The organism is Lactobacillus sp. CBA3605 (assembly GCF_002970915.1).
Taxonomy (GTDB): Bacteria; Bacillota; Bacilli; order Lactobacillales; family Lactobacillaceae; genus Lactiplantibacillus.
This window is the reverse complement of the sequence record NZ_CP027190.1, coordinates 506,288-522,157: the sequence shown is the minus strand read 5'-3', so window position 1 is coordinate 522,157 and position 15,870 is coordinate 506,288. Positions and strand designations below refer to the sequence as shown.

The following is a 15,870-nucleotide window of genomic DNA, read 5'->3' as shown; positions in this document are numbered from 1 at the left end:
TCCAACCAATCAAAAGTGTGGGGACTTATGAAAAAAAGACAACAACTAAAATTCATGTTCTTAGCGTTGATCAGTTTATTTAGCTACGGGTTGATTCAGCCAGCAGCTAAAGCCGACACGTTACCATTTCCGGATTCGTCAGTTGGTAATTATGTTTTCGGTGTGGGGTCATACTATAACGCCTTTGCAGCTGGTAAGTTGACAATTGGTGGGAGTCCGATCTCGACGCTAGAGGGGCGGTATGCGGCTAATCAGATTGTGGAACGTGACGGTAGTATTGATAATAACGGGATTGAGTGGAACAAATTGTCGCAATTTTCACCGGTGTATGTTGCCAATGAGATTCCTTATGATTCGACTGACAGTACGCTAAAGTCGCAAGGACAAAATATGTTTGATATTTTGAATCATGCCGGCAAGTTAGCTACTGATGATACGGTCGTGGCGAATAATCTACGTCATCAAGCAGCTAGTGTATGGACAAGCAGTCAAAAGACGAGTTATCAGACTTTGATTAGTCACTTAGCCGCGGCCAACGTTGGCGATGTGACCTATTTTAAAGATAATCAGGCGTCTATGTTGGCAGACTACGCGCAGGAAAACGATGGTGCCAGCTTGACATTGGACCCTGATGCGACCGACGCTACCAATTATTTTAAAGCGGCTGCTGCCCAAATTAAAAGTATTTCTTCCTATTATAACTCCTTTACAACTAAGCAAGCGACGATTGCCAATGGGGGCGTCACGGGGGTCACTGCCAACAGTGATTTAAGTGGCAGTAGTCCGAGCGTAACGATAACGTTAGCGGATAATTATAAAAGTGTTTTTGATACTGAACCACCGATGGTCTTCTTGAACTTCTCTGGTAAACCAAGTTCTGTCAAAGTTACTATTAAAAATATGGCCACGGATACGGCTAGCAATGCCAGCGGTGATGACCAAGCTTATGCCACGTATCGGTATGCACCGTATATCTTCGTCAATTGGACGGGGGTGACGACGAGTATGCCATTCAGTTGGGGAAGCGCTTACGAATTCAGTGTAACTGATACGACCGGCAAGGTGATTACTAACAGTCAAAATGATACGGTCACGAATTCTGATGGCACCAAGGCGACAGTTAACCAGCTACTGTCCAGTCATATTCTCAACAATTTTCCGAATGCAACGACATCCGGTGACGACTATCTCACTGCGGATCAAGGCGATAGTAATAATCTATTTACTGGCAGTATTATGGCGCCCAATGCCAGTATTAAAGTTTCCAACGTTGGGTCGAGCCAATACTTCTATGGCAATGTTATTTCAGGGAAAAATGTCTTAGTTGAAAATAACATGTTACCGGCGCGGGTCATGGCTAGTAGCTTTGATGTGGCCCATATATCGAGTGATGTGATTGATCAACTTGACCCTAATCAGGTCCGGGTCCCGAAACTAAAGACGGTGACAGCGTACCAAGGTGACGGGACGAGTACTGATGCTACTGTGAAGACGACTGCTGGTGGCAGTACTGCAACGGATACGCGGACCGTGACGGCGGCTAAACCACTTAAGTTAAAAACCACCGTCACAACTAACAAAGCGGACTATCAGTTATTCTATCAATTGAATGATAGTTCAACTTGGCAAGTCGTACCGCTAGCGAGCGATAACTATGATATAACGCAAACAACTAATACCTTTGAACTTGGTGCGGTCAAAGATTTAACCGGTTTCAAGTCGGCGTTAGCCGCAACTGATGACCAAGCAACTGAGAGCAGTACAGTCGATCCTACTGAGCATGCCTCGCAACTAACCAAAGCCATTTACGCGACGTTAGCGCAGACGAATCGAGTTAAATTAGTGGTTTTACCGAAAACAATGACCAATGGGGATCAAATTGAAGCTAGCGATGTGGCGGATTTCTTGAAAACCAATGCGACGACTTACCCTACAACGACTTTAAACATTGTGACCACGGGGCAAGTCAAAGCGACCATTCCAAATGTCTTTAAATTAAATGAAGTCACTGATCAAGCTTTAATCTATAGCGGTCAACAAACCGTAACTTTAACGAATGATTGGCAAGTGCCAGTGAGTCTAAGTTTACAAGCCGATGCTGACTTGAACCAAACTTTGACCGATGGTGCCTTGCCGGTCGCAGATAATTCGATTATGACTTACCAGTATCAAATCGGGGATGCAGCGACTTCAAAGGAGATGAGTCTTAATGATGATTCAACTGACTTACTATCTAAGACGACCACGCCAACCACCAGTACCCAATTAACGTTGGCAATGCAAGTTGATGCGAATCAAAGTTCAGCCAATATTCAACGGGGGCACACGTACCAAATGCCATTACGTTGGGTCCTGAACTATGATTTAACCACAACGGATGATTAGCGTGATTAAAAAAATATATTGGAGGTAATTTCATGAAGAAGATGCAACTTGTTTTAGGGTTAGTTGCGACGTTAGGGTTAGGCACTGCTTATGTTGTCCCAGTGCAAGCCGCTGATACTGCCGCTGTTACTGCGGGCAATTCAGTTGGTGAATTTACGGTTGATGCTGGTCAACTGGAATTGACTAGTGTCCCAGATTTTGAATTTGCGAATACGGATGTTAAGACGGTCATGACGACTAATCCGACGTTAGCTTACACTGGCGCTGGGGTGGTTAATCCGGCTACCGCAACAAGTGGGACAATTGTCGGGGCCAAAACCGCTGAATTAACGGTGAGTGACTATCGTGGGGCCACCACCCCAGACTGGAACGTGCAAGCGGCAATCAGTCCATTTAAGAACGGTAGTACATCTGTTAATGGGGCCATCACATATTCCGCTAGCAACGGGATTGATGCGAAGACCATTGGAACTTCGGCGGCTGAGGTTTGGGATAATACAAGTGCTAAAACCGGTGGGATTGGCGCAGCAACGGCCACGACAGCTGATACGAGTACCTTAGCATTGGACCAAGCTTCTAGTGTGAATGCCGGGACCTATGATGCCACGATTACTTGGACCTTGAGTAATACAGCGTCAACGACCACACCATAAAGCGACTCATCAATTTAACTTAGGAGAGACTAGGGGCCACGGATAATATGGGTAAGAAAAAGTGCATTTTGAAGTTAACCGGTTGGTGGCTAATTGCGTTGAGTTTTTGGCTGCTAAGTGTTCCGTTATTAGCGAAAGCCGATACGGGCGCCGGCTTTACGCTCCAAATGGTGCGTGATCACCACCAGTTAAAGCAAAAGCGGGTGTCGTATTTTGATTTACAAGTTAAGCCGAACGAGCAAGGCACGTTAAAGGTGTTGGCGACTAACTTGACAGATCAGCCATTGACGCTCAAGTTGGCGGTGAACAGTGGCTATACAACTGAAAGCGGCTCAGAAGCCTATGATACGACAAACTTAACTGCGCAACAAACGACGGTGCCGTATCAATTGAAGGAACTCTTTCAAGTGCCGCAGCAGGTGACACTTCAGGCACATGAAAAACGCCTAATTAAGCTAACGTATCACGTCCCACAAGCGGCGTTTAAGGGCATGTTAGAAGGGGCGCTCTATGTTGTCAATACCGCAAAGTCGACGGGAAAAGCGACTAACAAAAAAGGCTTTCGAATTCACAATCAATATGCATTAGCGCTAGGAATTGTGTTGCGTGAAGATGTGGTCGACGTAGTTGCGCCACAGCTGAAGTTAACTAAGATTACAACGGGGACGGATAGTCAGGCAAAGTTCAGTCCGGCCGTGTTAGTTAATTTAGCAAACCCGGCGCCACAGCTCATTCAGAAGTTAACGATTAATAGTAAGGTGATGACGCAAACTGGTAAAACTGTTTATACGTCTCGCCAAAATGATTTAGGGATGGCGCCGGATTCTGACTTTGATTATAAAATCAATACGAATCAGCAGCGATTAAAGGCTGGCAAGTATCGCCTACACTTAGTGGCGAAGTCAGGGACCCAGAGCTGGGTTTTTAATCGGAACTTTACGATTACAGCTGCGCAGGCCCAACATGCCAACCGGAACTTACAAAAAACGACTCATTTCTGGTGGTGGTTGCTCATTGGGCTGCTCTTACTCATTATTTTATTGGTCCTATTAGCTTATTACTTGGGTCGAAGACGATCGAAGCGTTCTGCAAAAAAACACGAATAAGTTAAGTTTGGCCATTGTTGGTAATCGATGCTTGATTACTGGCAATGGCTTTTTTGAGATAGCCTGATTAAGTTAATGGTGAGTTTGGGTCTTCTTAGGCTCAAAGGTCGCATAACCACGGCTTTCATGCTAAAATATACTTAGGTTACAAAGTATGTGTTATTGAATAAGGAGCTGGATGTTGATGACTGCGAACAAGCGGCGTTTTAAAGCCGAGATTGATGGTCACACCTATACGATCATCGGCAGTGCATCCGATCGTCACATGCAAACGGTGACGCGGATGATGAACGACCAAATTGAACAATTAAAGAAGTTAGCCCCGGATCTGTCCGACCAAGAGATTGCGACGTTACTCGCTTTCAATGCGATTTCAGATCAGGTGGATAAACAAGCAGAATTATTAAAGATGCAAGCGGATGATGCCAATGAATAACTGCATCGTCTTTTTTTTGCCATCTAGGTAAGTCGTACAATGAGAGGGGATTACATTGAATTCCAAAGTATTAACCACCTTAGAATACCAACAAGTTAAACAGCAGCTCTTACCCTATGTGGTCTCGGCTGCTGGTCAAAAAGAACTGAATGAGTTACAGCCAATGACCGCTTTAGACGCTGTTCAATTGGCCCTAGATGAGACCAACGACGGGGCCGAGGTTTACCGACTTAAAGGCGGTATTCCAATTGCTCGGTTAGCGGATATTGCGCCACATATGAAGCGTTTAGCCATTGGTGCGACGTTAAATGGGAGTGAACTTGGACAAATTGGCCGGGTCTTAAAAACGACGCAAGCGATTACGCGCTTTTTTGAGGACCTCTTAGCGGAAGCACCAGAAAATGGCGTCCGCCGCTTATTTGATGAAGTCCAAGCACTGGTCACTTTACCAGCGGTGACGAAACAATTAGCGAATGCTATCGAAGGTGACGGTCACATCACTGACTCAGCGTCACCGGAGTTAAGCAGCATTCGAGGGCATATCAGTAAAACAGCAGCTGAGATTCGGGCAAAAATGGAACAATATACCCGTGGTAAGGATTCCAAGTATCTCAGTGATCCAATCATCACCATTCGTAATGATCGTTACGTGATTCCCGTTAAGGCTGAAAACCGCAGTCGCTTTGGGGGAATCGTCCATGATCAAAGTGCCAGTGGACAGACGTTATTCATTGAACCACAAGCTGTGATGGCACTAAATGACCGGTTACGACAGAATCAAGTTGCTGAAAAGCAAGAAGAACAGCGTATTTTAGAGGAACTATCCAATTTGATTGCCCCTTATCAGACAGAAATTTTAGCTAATGCCGCGATTCTGGGCCATTTTGATTTTATCAATGCGAAGGCGCGATACGCCCATGCCATGCATGCGACTGAACCACAAGTTTCTAGCAAAAATGAAGTCTTTTTACGTCAAGCCCGGCATCCGTTGATCGATCAAAAGAAGGTCGTGGCTAACGACATTACATTGGGGACGGATTACCAAGCGATTGTCATTACCGGTCCTAATACTGGTGGGAAGACCATCACGTTAAAAACGTTGGGACTCTTACAATTGATGGGGCAATCTGGGTTGTTTATTCCCGCGGATGAAGGTAGTCGGATTGGGATTTACGATGAAATTTTTGCCGATATTGGTGATGAACAGTCGATTGAACAAAACTTAAGTACGTTTTCATCCCACATGGAAAATATCGAAAGCTTTCTGGCCCAAATCGATGACCGTAGCTTGGTCTTAGTGGATGAATTGGGTGCCGGGACTGACCCACAAGAAGGGGCCGCATTAGCTATTGCCATTCTGGACGCCATTGGGGCTAAGAATACCCAAGTGGTTGCTACGACCCATTATCCCGAATTAAAAGCATATGGATTTAACCGGCCGGATACCATCAATGCCAGCATGGAATTTGATGAAGCCACGTTGAAGCCGACTTATCGCTTATTGGTGGGTATTCCTGGGCGGAGTAATGCCCTCGATATTGCACAACGATTAGGGATTCCAGCTAGTATTGTTGCGCAAGCTCGGTCATTAACAGATACGGATAGCCAAGACCTGAATGCGATGATTGCCGACTTAGTTGCTAAGCGCAAACAGGTTGAAGACGAACAGTTGCAGCTTACAACTGACCTAGCTGACGCGGATAAACTCCATAAGCAGTTAAAGAGTGAGTTCAATGCTTATGAGCAACAAAAAGATCAATTAGTTGAGGCTGCTAAGGCTCAGGCTAATGCAATTGTTGAAAAGAGTAAAACGCAAGCGGATGCGATCATTAGTGACCTGCGCAAGAAGCAATTAGCTAGTGGGACAGCGACAATCAAAGAAAACGAGCTAATTGATGCGAAGGGCGCCTTAAATGCCTTGGAGCAGCAACCTAAGCTTAAAAAGAATCGGGTCTTGCGACATGAAAAGGCGAAACAAGATTTCCATCAAGGCGACGATGTGCTAGTTAAGTCATATGGGCAACGCGGCGTCTTAGTACGGTCGATGGGGGCCAAAGCTTGGGAAGTCCAACTGGGGATTCTAAAAATGAAGATCTCAGTGGCTGATTTAGAAAAGGTCAAGCCCGAAGCCGAACCAAAGCGAGCCCGCGCAACGGTCCAAAGTGCTAATGCCAGTCATGTGGCACCGAACCTTGACCTACGTGGCGTGCGGTATGAAGATGCAATGACGCAAGTCGATCGCTACATTGATGCGGCCTTGTTAGCAGGCTATCCTGCCGTCACGATTGTGCACGGTAAGGGGACTGGTGCGCTGCGACAAGGAATTACTGACTATTTACAAACGAACCGCCAAGTGAAGTCATTCCACTTTGCTGCGCCGAACCACGGTGGCAATGGGGCGACCGAAGTTAATTTCAAATAGGTTGTAGGCAAATTAGTTGTTCTTTTGGGCATAACTGATATACTTACAAATAGTAAATAACTAATTATAGGGAGGCCGATCAAAATGGTCGAAGCTACTACTGATAAGACTTTTGAAACGGATACTGCAAAGGGCGTTACACTAACTGATTTTTGGGCAACATGGTGCGGTCCTTGTCGGATGCAATCACCAGTAGTTGAACAATTAGCCGGTGAGATGGGGGATCAAGTTACTTTCAACAAAATGGACGTAGATGCGAACCCAAACACGGCGCAAAACTTTGGTATTATGAGTATTCCAACTTTATTAGTTAAAAAAGACGGTGAAGTGGTCGATACCTTGGTTGGTTACCATTCAAAGGAACAAATTAAAAAGACCTTAGCAACTTACGTTGAAGCATAGACGGTTATGACGAGGTTAAGGAGGCGCGCAGTTCAGGCTGTGCGTCTTTTTTTGCGACAAAAAAGGCTAAGTGATGGCGGTTGGCCTAACTTAGTCTTTTTTTCAACCATCAGTTAAAAAGTGATGGGTTAGTTTTGATTCTCAGGGGTGGTCTCGTCAGCTGGGGTGTCGTCAAGTAACGGCTGCACGATTTCAATTGGGGTGGCTGGATCGTGATTGGTGATGGGTTGTTTATGATCAATCGTAACGGCAATCCGGATCCGCATCTTATTTTGAAAGGTCAACTTAGCCTCGCTAACACAGCCAACGCGTTGAACAGCTTGTTCAGCGAGAAAGCCAGTTTCGAGCATAAAGTCTGGTTTTTTGATGGCATAACTTCGACGAGCGACGGGTTCGCCGGTTAATTCATAGGTAATTAAATCTGCGCTTTCTTTGATGACTAGTAAGTGTCCCCAACCAGCCTGTTCAAAAAAAGTGACCAAGTCAGCCGTCGTTGCGACTGGAAATTGGCGCGCTAAATCCTTACCAGCCCAGTAAAGAATCCCACTACTATCTGCTCCCAGCAAGTTTGGTAACAAGGCATCACGTAAAACTTCAACACTTAAAACTGAAGTCTTAATCGTGTTACCTGCAAATTGAGAATAAAAGGCATTCGTCATGATAAGTCCTCTCCATGTCTAATCGCGGCATCATTGCCACTTCATAATAAATATTATACCTTGTTTCTGGACAGATGCAGAACTTTTTCGACCATCTGAGTGGAAACTTTACTAATTTAAGCCGCTGGGTCTGGCTTGAAATCAGTTTCAAAAAAGACCATAATGAAGTTTCAGAATTCAGCGAACGGAGATTTTTAATATGGCAAATGAACATGCAATTGGTTTCATGGATTCCGGCGTGGGTGGCTTAACGGTCGTCAAGCAAGCGCTTAAGCAATTGCCACGGGAAACCATTAATTTCATTGGCGATCAGGCCCGGCTCCCTTATGGGCCGCGACCGAGTGAACAAGTCCGCGACTTTTCCTGGCAGATGGCGTCTTTTTTGCTAAAACAAGACATCAAAATGCTGGTGATTGCCTGTAATACGGCCACCGCTGCAGCTTTGCCCGATTTACGTGCGAAACTTAAAATTCCAGTGATTGGGGTTATTTCTCCGGGGTCACGAGCGGCGCTCAAGGCATCCAAGAACAACCGAATTGGTGTGATTGCGACAGAAGGGACGATTCGCAGTAATGCGTATCGAGATGCAATTCTAGCCAAAGATCCGACTGCTACGGTGATTTCCAAGGCTTGTCCGAAGTTTGTTCCATTAGTGGAATCTAACGAGTATCAGTCAACAGTCGCTAAAAAAGTCGTTGCAGAGTCGCTGCAATCGTTTAAAACGAGCGGGATTGACACGTTGGTCTTAGGGTGCACCCATTATCCATTGTTGCGTCCCTTGATTCAAAATGTCGTTGGCCAAGATGTGACTTTGATTGATTCGGGGGCCGAAACGATTAATGACGTCTCTTTCATGTTAGATTATCTTGGGATTGAAAATACGAGTGCGACCAAAGCTTATCCAGATGCCTATTATACGACTGGCTCGCCGGAACATTTTGCGACGATTGCCAAAAATTGGCTTCAACAACCAGCTTTTCAAGTCACACAAACAACTTTAGGTGGGGACTAAATTGAAAACTTTAATTATTGCGACAAATAATGAAAATAAAGCCCGTGAATTTAGCGCAATGCTTGCGGCATATGCGATTGAGATTAAAACGTTAGCGGATTTTCCAACGATACCACCGATTAAGGAAAATGGGATAACCTTTGAAGAAAATGCGACTAAGAAAGTGACTGCCGTCGTTCAAGCGACTGGGTTACCAGCTATTGCTGATGATTCGGGATTAATGGTGACGGCGTTGCATGGTGATCCGGGTGTTTATTCGGCGCGGTATGCGGGTGATCATAATGATGCGGCCAATAATGCGAAATTATTAGCCAACTTGGGTGGTGTGCCGGAAGCGCAACGGACAGCGACATTTCACACGACTTTGGTTGCGCTGCAACCGACTGGCGAAAAATTAGTTGTCACCGGTGAGTTAAAAGGACGTATCCTAATTGCCCCCCGTGGCGATAATGGTTTTGGCTATGATCCGTTGTTTTGGTCAACTCAGTATCAAAAATCATTGGCGGAATTAACGGCGGCTGAGAAAAATGCGATTAGTCATCGCGGCGCAGCCTTACGTCAATTAATGACTAAATTTGATGAATGGTGGGCACCTCAAAAATGAAATGTTTAGTTGTGAGTGACAGTCATGGTGATCGCGATATTTTGGTGCAATTACTAGCGGCTTATCAAGATAAAGTAGATGCTTTTTTCCATTGTGGTGATTCAGAGTTGGCAGCGGATGATGCTGTCTTTGATCAGATGCATGTCGTTCAAGGTAATATGGATTTTGATAATCAGTACCCAACGGCGGTGACAACTACAGTGGCGGGCGTTAAGGTTTATATGACGCATGGTCATCTAGTTGGTGTTAATCTGAGCTTGGATCATCTGATTGCGACTGCACAAGCGGCAAAAGCCCAGCTGGCTTTCTTTGGGCACACCCATCAATTGGGCGTAGAACGGCATGCTGGTTTATTGGTTTTAAACCCTGGCAGCATTAGTTATCCGCGTGGTGAATTCACCCAGTTAGGTGGGACATATGCGATTGTCGATGTGCAAGCAACCGCAATTGATGTGCAGTATTATGACCGTCAGCAACAGCCAGTTACAGCATTGAAATTTCACTTTGCTCGCTAAAAAATCCTTAAAGATGAGCAGATTCCCCGCAACTTACCTTGATTTTCGGTTAGAATAAAGGGGTAGCTTCTTAAGGGAGGGTCACACGATGCTAATTAAACCAGTAGCGGATTTATTAATGCGCAATACAGACCATTTTTTAATTCCGGCCGATATTGTCGCTAACGTCCAAACTGATAACAATTTGTACCATGCCTTTTTAGTATTGACGAAGATTAAATATTCGCGAATTCCGGTATTGGATAATGGAGGGCATTTTGAAGGCCTGATTTCATTACCATTAATTACTGAACAGATGCTTGGTTTTGATCAATTGAATACGGATGTTTTAATGAAAAAACGGGTCTGTGATGTGATGGAAACCGAGGTTAAAACCGTGGCAACCGTGACGGATGTCGAAACCACATTACACTTAATGGTCGATAATCCATTTGTGCCGGTGGTAACGGCTGACCGCGTTTTCCGTGGGATTATTACGCGCCGGGAGTTTATGAAGAGTTTTAACTTCTTAGCCCACGAAATTGGTAAGCAATATGATATGATTGAGAAAGATTTTTCCGTTAGCGAAAAAGCTAAATAAAAAACATCATGGAGGGGTTCCAATGGCAAAATTAGATGCACAAGCAATTATTAACTACATTGGTAATGCGAAGAAAAAAACACCAGTGAAAGTTTATGTGAAGGGTCAATTAGACCAATTAGACGCACCAGCGACAATTAAGACTTTTTTTAGCGGTGACGCTGGCGTTTTGTTTGGCGACTGGACCGACGTTGAACCCTTTTTAAAGGCTAATGCAGCATTAATCACGGATTCTGAATTAGAAAATGATGCGCGCAACTCAGCGGTACCCTTAACTGATTTGAAGCAATATAATGCGCGAATTGAACCTGGTGCGATTATTCGTGATCAAGTTTTGATTGGCGACAATGCCGTGATTATGATGGGGGCCTTAATTAACATTGGTGCCGAAATCGGTGAAGGTTCCATGATTGATATGGGCGCTGTTTTAGGTGGCCGGGCCATTGTGGGTAAGAATTGTCATATTGGTGCCGGTACTGTGTTAGCTGGTGTGGTAGAACCACCGTCGGCACAACCAGTTCGGATTGATGACGATGTTTTGATCGGAGCCAATGCCGTCGTTTTGGAAGGCGTGCATGTTGGTAAAGGCGCCGTGGTTGCAGCTGGGGCCATCGTGATTAATGATGTTGAACCAAACACCGTTGTCGGCGGGGTACCTGCACGTAAATTAAAAGATATTGATGATAAAACTAAGAGTAAAACAGAACTCATGAGTGAATTACGTCAACTCTAAGCGTGGAGGGACAACCAATGGTCTTACAGGAAACTGAGTTAATACCAATTTATAAACATCTCCACCAAATTCCTGAGCTTGGCTTGGAAGAACACGAAACGCAGGCGTATCTGCTATCAATTATTAAAGCGATGCCACAAACATGGTTGACCATCAAAACGGTCGCTGCGGTACCAACGGCTATCTTGGTTAAAGTGAGTGGTCAACGCCATGACTATCGCATCGGTTATCGGACTGATATTGACGGGTTACCCGTGACGGAAGCAACCGATTTACCATTTGCGTCACAACATCCAGGTAAGATGCATGCGTGTGGGCATGACATTCACATGTCAGTTGCACTGGGAATTCTAAGTTATTTTGCCGCTAATCAACCAACGACGGATATGATTTTCATGTTTCAACCAGCGGAAGAAAATGCTTCTGGTGGCAAACGCCTGTACGAAAGTGGCGCTTTGGATGACTGGATGCCTGATGAAATTTTTGCATTTCATGATAATCCTGCTTTACCAGCGGGGGCCATCGGGTGTCGCATGGGGACTTTGTTTGCGGGAACGTGTGAGATTCACGCCCATTTAATTGGCAAGAGTGGTCATGCCGCTTTTCCACACCAGGCCAATGATATGGTCGTTGCGGGTGCCGCTTTGGTCCAACAATTACAAACAATTGTCGCGCGTAATGTCGATCCCATTCAAAGTGGGGTGGTCACGTTAGGCCACTTTACGGCGGGAACCATTGGGAATGTCATTGCGGGTGAAGCCCAGATTGATGGGACGATTCGGGCGTTAACGCAGGAAATGAATTTGCATATTCAACGACGTGTACGAACGATTGTCGAAGGCATTGCGTTAGCTTACGATTGCCAAATTGATTTGGATTTGCATCAGGGTGGTTATTATCCGGTCGAAAACAATGACCAAATTACCGCTGATTTTATGACGTACATGCAAAATGATGCTGCTGTTAACTTTATCGAAACTCAGCCAGCAATGACGGGTGAAGATTTTGGGTATCTGATTCACCAAATTCCTGGGACGATGTTCTGGCTAGGCGTGGATAGTCCGTATTCTCTTCATTCAGAGCACATGGTGCCAAATACTAGTGCCATCATGGCCGGAGTTAATGCGATGACTGGCTATTTGACGCATCGTAATCAGTTACGAACTGTGTAGAACTGCAAAAACAAGCCTCAGTCGAACCCATTAGGGGCTCGGCCGAGGCTTGTTTTTTGTCACTTAAGCTTTCGAATGCGGTTGTAACGTTAAGGTTGGTGATGGGAGTTGAATGTCAGCTGCTTGTGCTGCGGCCAAGTAAGCCGCTAAAAAATCTCGTTGAATGGTTACTTGCATCCCATTTTTTACGTAAAATTGCACGCGAAAGACTAAGGTGCCATCTGTTTGAGTGGCCACACCCTGAATATCCGGGTCACCGATAATGTCTGGATACTTAGGGACTAAAGTACGATTTGTTGCTTTAATCACAGTCGCCAAGGCCTCAATCGGGGTGTCGGTATTGATATGTAAGTCAATTAAAACGCGCATATCGTTGCGAGATTGATTACTGATAATCATAATCTTACGATTGGGAATGAAGTTCAATGAACCGTCGGGACTAGTGACTTGGGTCGTTCTTAGGCCAATTGCTGAGACAGTGCCTTCAATAGTTTCAATCTTAACGTAATCCCCCACGTCGATTTGATCTTCTAATAAGATAAAAAATCCGGTGACGATATCACTAACAAAACCTTGGGCACCTAAGCCTAATGCAACACTGAAAATCCCAGCACTGGCAATTAAGGTCCCCACAGGAACTCCCAAAACGGATAGGAGCGCATAGAGCCAGAAGAAGATAATCACATAATGGAAAATGTTCAAGGATAACGTGAAAATCGTCGAAATACGATTAGAAGCCGTATCATTGGTCTGAGCGTTAGTGAGAAACACATGATGAATCAAGTGTTTACCTAAGCGGTCGATGATCCAAAAGAGTAAACTGAATAGTACGATTTCGAGTAGCTTACCACCAATGTTGATTAAGATTTGTTGCCAATCAATTTTAGCCGCGAGTTTTACCCACACGGAGACTTGCTTGGGGGTATTGACCCCTAAGTGTGTTGAAAAAAACATGTTTTCACCCTCGTTAAGTTGGTCTGCAGTCTAGTTTAGCAGATTTGAACGTGGGAACCAAGCTAGCGGTTGGGTATTACAGGGCGTGTGCGAGCTAACAACAGTGGTAACGGTTTAATAGAACTGGTAGACTATGCTCACGTGGATGTAAGCACTTTTTTCGTTGCAGTATTTTTATGACAATGCTATGCTTATTCTAATGTTAAAGGCAGTTGAAGGAGGAATTTTAAGATGATTACACATATTGCGGGAATCATTGCCGCTATCGCATTCTTACTACTAGTTTGTTTCATTGGGATTTTCTTAGTGCGAATTACGAAAACGATGGGAGAAGTTAACCGGAGTTTGAGTGCCATCACGGATGATGTCGATGCACTCTCACATGAAACTGAAAAAATCATGTCCAATGCGAATGAATTATTAAAAGATGTTAATGGTAAGGTCGCCACCATTGATCCAGCGTTCCAAGCAATGGGAGACTTAGGCCAGAGTGTTTCTGATTTGAATGCAGCGACCCGTGAATTAACGGCTAAAGTTGGAAAAAGCAACGAAAAGCGCAGCAAGTTTTCAAGTGCTTCCAAGGTTGGTAAAGCGGCCTTTGATGTTTATCGGAACCGGCGATCAAAGAAAAATAGCGAGGAGGATTAACAATGTCAAAAAAAGGATTCTTATTCGGATTAGTATTGGGTGGCGCCGCGATTACGACGGCTGTCATGAAGCTAGATGCTGATAAAAAAGCCGCTTTAAAGGAACGGGCACAACAAGGGGTGGCTGACTTTAAAGACCGGGCGATTGACTATGCCTTTTACGCTAATGATGTTGCGGCTGATTTTAAAGATGAAGCTAGCCAGCAATTTGCAGATGCTAAACAAAAAGTCGCTGATTTTGCTGATCAATATCAAGCCACTAAAGGTGAGGCGGGTGAAAGCTTCAGTTCTAGCTTAGATCAAGCTACGGATAGTTTACGCTCTGAATTAGCTCGTGTTGAAGCTGATTCAACGGACACCAATGATGATATTGTAATTGATAGCGCAGCGGCTTTTGGTGATTCAGCAGATGCTGACTTAGCTACGGCAACTAGTGAGGCGACCAACGCAATGCCAGATGATGCGGAAAGTGACACAACTAACGTGGCCACTGATGCTGATGATTCAAGCATTACGCCGGACACCACTAAAGAATAAAATAATGATATCTGCTAGACTGAGCATTGAGCTCAGTCTTTTTTTGTGTAGCTAATGAAGTTGGAGGGAGTTTTATGGCAATGAAAACAATTCAATTAGGATCAACGACCACGTCGGTTTCGGCTGTGGCCTTGGGCATTATGCGGATGGTGAGCTTGACACCCACTCAGGCAGCACAGGTATTAGCAACTGTCCACGATCAAGGGGTTAACTTTATTGATGGTGCCGATATTTATGGGAATGGTCAATCAGAGACGACTTTTGGGATGGCGCTTAAACAAAGTGGTTTAAAGCGTGAGGATTTCTTTATTCAATCTAAAGGTGGCATTGTGCTTGACCCCAAGCGAAGTAAGGGCGACTTAGTATTTGGACAACGGTATGATTTTTCAAAGGCCCATTTAATTTCGGCTGTCGACGGTATTTTAGAGCGCATGCAACTTGATTATTTGGATGCATTCTTATTGCATCGCCCGGATGTTCTGATGGAACCAGCTGAAGTAGCCGCAGCTTTTGATGAATTACAAGTCGCTGGCAAAGTTCGTCACTTCGGGGTATCTAACTTTAACCCAATGCAAGTGGACTTATTACAATCAGCTTTAAGTCAACGCTTAATTGTTAACCAATTACAATTTGGGGTGATGCATACTGGGCCGATCGACTTTGGTTTGCATACCAATATGCAAGATAATCGCAGTATTAATCATGACGGTGAAATCATTGAATATTCGCGGTTACACCAGATGACGATTCAGGCTTGGTCGCCTTATCAATATGGGATGTTTGCCGGAACATTTATTGATAATCCTAAGTTTCCGACCTTGAATACGAAACTGCAAGCCTTGGCAACCAGTCGCGGGGTGACTAAAAATGCGATTGCGACAGCTTGGATTCTCCGGCATCCGGCAAATATGCAAGTCATCCTTGGTTCAATGAATCCGCAACATTTAACGGAAAGTATTGCTGGGACTGGCGTAAATCTGACCCGGCAGGAATGGTATGATATTTACTTTGCTGCGGGCAATGATTTACCTTAACGCAAAAAAAATCGCTCGG

The 15,870-nt window shown here is 44.8% G+C and carries 17 protein-coding genes; 15 read left to right on the top strand and 2 right to left on the bottom strand.

Going from position 1 to position 15,870, the window contains the following annotated elements; translation table 11 throughout:
- Window positions 1-27 precede the first annotated feature (27 nt).
- From C5Z25_RS02695 to trxA, 6 genes are all read left to right on the top strand, one after another.
- Window positions 28-2,385 (top strand): hypothetical protein, encoded by a 2,358-nt coding sequence (locus C5Z25_RS02695; protein WP_105451212.1) that lies wholly within the window; start codon window positions 28-30, stop codon window positions 2,383-2,385.
- Window positions 2,386-2,417: 32 nt separating this feature from the next.
- A complete protein-coding gene (locus C5Z25_RS02690; protein WP_105451211.1) occupies window positions 2,418-3,038 on the top strand; it encodes a WxL domain-containing protein in 621 nt (206 codons plus the stop codon).
- 47 nt (window positions 3,039-3,085) lie between these two features.
- The gene (locus tag C5Z25_RS02685; protein ID WP_105451210.1) at window positions 3,086-4,144 is read left to right on the top strand and encodes a WxLIP family cell surface protein; all 1,059 of its coding nucleotides are present in this window, start codon (window positions 3,086-3,088) and stop codon (window positions 4,142-4,144) included.
- A 184-nt stretch (window positions 4,145-4,328) separates the two neighbouring features.
- Window positions 4,329-4,580 carry a cell division protein ZapA gene (gene zapA / locus C5Z25_RS02680; RefSeq protein WP_105448713.1) on the top strand — a complete coding sequence of 84 codons (252 nt, stop codon included), beginning with the start codon at window positions 4,329-4,331 and terminating at the stop codon, window positions 4,578-4,580.
- Window positions 4,581-4,635: 55 nt separating this feature from the next.
- On the top strand, window positions 4,636-7,002 hold the full coding sequence (locus C5Z25_RS02675) for an endonuclease MutS2 (RefSeq protein ID WP_105451209.1): 2,367 nt from the start codon (window positions 4,636-4,638) through the stop codon (window positions 7,000-7,002).
- 84 nt (window positions 7,003-7,086) lie between these two features.
- Complete coding sequence (gene trxA / locus C5Z25_RS02670; RefSeq protein ID WP_105448711.1) at window positions 7,087-7,404, top strand: thioredoxin; 318 nt, start codon at window positions 7,087-7,089, stop codon at window positions 7,402-7,404.
- A gap of 128 nt (window positions 7,405-7,532) precedes the next feature.
- Here trxA and C5Z25_RS02665 read toward each other — a convergent pair whose 3' ends face one another.
- Window positions 7,533-8,063, bottom strand: a complete 531-nt coding sequence (locus C5Z25_RS02665; RefSeq protein WP_234002773.1) for a YslB family protein — start codon at window positions 8,061-8,063, stop codon at window positions 7,533-7,535.
- 199 nt (window positions 8,064-8,262) lie between these two features.
- On the opposite strand from C5Z25_RS02665, the gene racE reads away from it, so the two are divergent.
- The 6 genes from racE (at window position 8,263) to C5Z25_RS02635 (ending at window position 12,679) form a co-directional block, all read left to right on the top strand.
- Entirely contained in the window at window positions 8,263-9,075 is an 813-nt protein-coding gene (gene racE / locus C5Z25_RS02660) for a glutamate racemase (RefSeq protein WP_105451208.1), read from the top strand.
- Window position 9,076: 1 nt separating this feature from the next.
- Window positions 9,077-9,679 carry an XTP/dITP diphosphatase gene (locus tag C5Z25_RS02655; protein WP_199774926.1) on the top strand — a complete coding sequence of 201 codons (603 nt, stop codon included), beginning with the start codon at window positions 9,077-9,079 and terminating at the stop codon, window positions 9,677-9,679.
- Window positions 9,676-10,194: a metallophosphoesterase family protein gene (locus C5Z25_RS02650; protein WP_105451206.1), complete on the top strand. Its 519-nt coding sequence runs from the start codon at window positions 9,676-9,678 to the stop codon at window positions 10,192-10,194. The genes C5Z25_RS02655 and C5Z25_RS02650 overlap by 4 nt, the downstream gene beginning before the upstream one ends.
- Before the next feature lie 88 nt (window positions 10,195-10,282).
- Window positions 10,283-10,774 (top strand): cyclic-di-AMP-binding protein CbpB, encoded by a 492-nt coding sequence (gene cbpB, locus C5Z25_RS02645; protein ID WP_105451205.1) that lies wholly within the window; start codon window positions 10,283-10,285, stop codon window positions 10,772-10,774.
- 22 nt (window positions 10,775-10,796) lie between these two features.
- Complete coding sequence (gene dapD / locus C5Z25_RS02640; protein WP_105451204.1) at window positions 10,797-11,507, top strand: 2,3,4,5-tetrahydropyridine-2,6-dicarboxylate N-acetyltransferase; 711 nt, start codon at window positions 10,797-10,799, stop codon at window positions 11,505-11,507.
- A gap of 17 nt (window positions 11,508-11,524) precedes the next feature.
- Window positions 11,525-12,679 carry an N-acetyldiaminopimelate deacetylase gene (locus tag C5Z25_RS02635; RefSeq protein WP_105451203.1) on the top strand — a complete coding sequence of 385 codons (1,155 nt, stop codon included), beginning with the start codon at window positions 11,525-11,527 and terminating at the stop codon, window positions 12,677-12,679.
- A 63-nt stretch (window positions 12,680-12,742) separates the two neighbouring features.
- On the opposite strand, the gene C5Z25_RS02630 is transcribed toward C5Z25_RS02635, so the two are convergent.
- On the bottom strand, window positions 12,743-13,633 hold the full coding sequence (locus tag C5Z25_RS02630; RefSeq protein ID WP_105451202.1) for a mechanosensitive ion channel family protein: 891 nt from the start codon (window positions 13,631-13,633) through the stop codon (window positions 12,743-12,745).
- 231 nt (window positions 13,634-13,864) lie between these two features.
- Here C5Z25_RS02630 and C5Z25_RS02625 point away from each other — a divergent pair, with 231 nt between their 5' ends.
- From C5Z25_RS02625 to C5Z25_RS02615, 3 genes are all read left to right on the top strand, one after another.
- Window positions 13,865-14,281: a DUF948 domain-containing protein gene (locus C5Z25_RS02625; protein ID WP_105451201.1), complete on the top strand. Its 417-nt coding sequence runs from the start codon at window positions 13,865-13,867 to the stop codon at window positions 14,279-14,281.
- A 2-nt stretch (window positions 14,282-14,283) separates the two neighbouring features.
- On the top strand, window positions 14,284-14,817 hold the full coding sequence (locus tag C5Z25_RS02620) for a YtxH domain-containing protein (RefSeq protein WP_234002772.1): 534 nt from the start codon (window positions 14,284-14,286) through the stop codon (window positions 14,815-14,817).
- An 80-nt stretch (window positions 14,818-14,897) separates the two neighbouring features.
- A complete protein-coding gene (locus C5Z25_RS02615; protein WP_105452834.1) occupies window positions 14,898-15,851 on the top strand; it encodes an aldo/keto reductase in 954 nt (317 codons plus the stop codon).
- Window positions 15,852-15,870 lie beyond the last annotated feature (19 nt).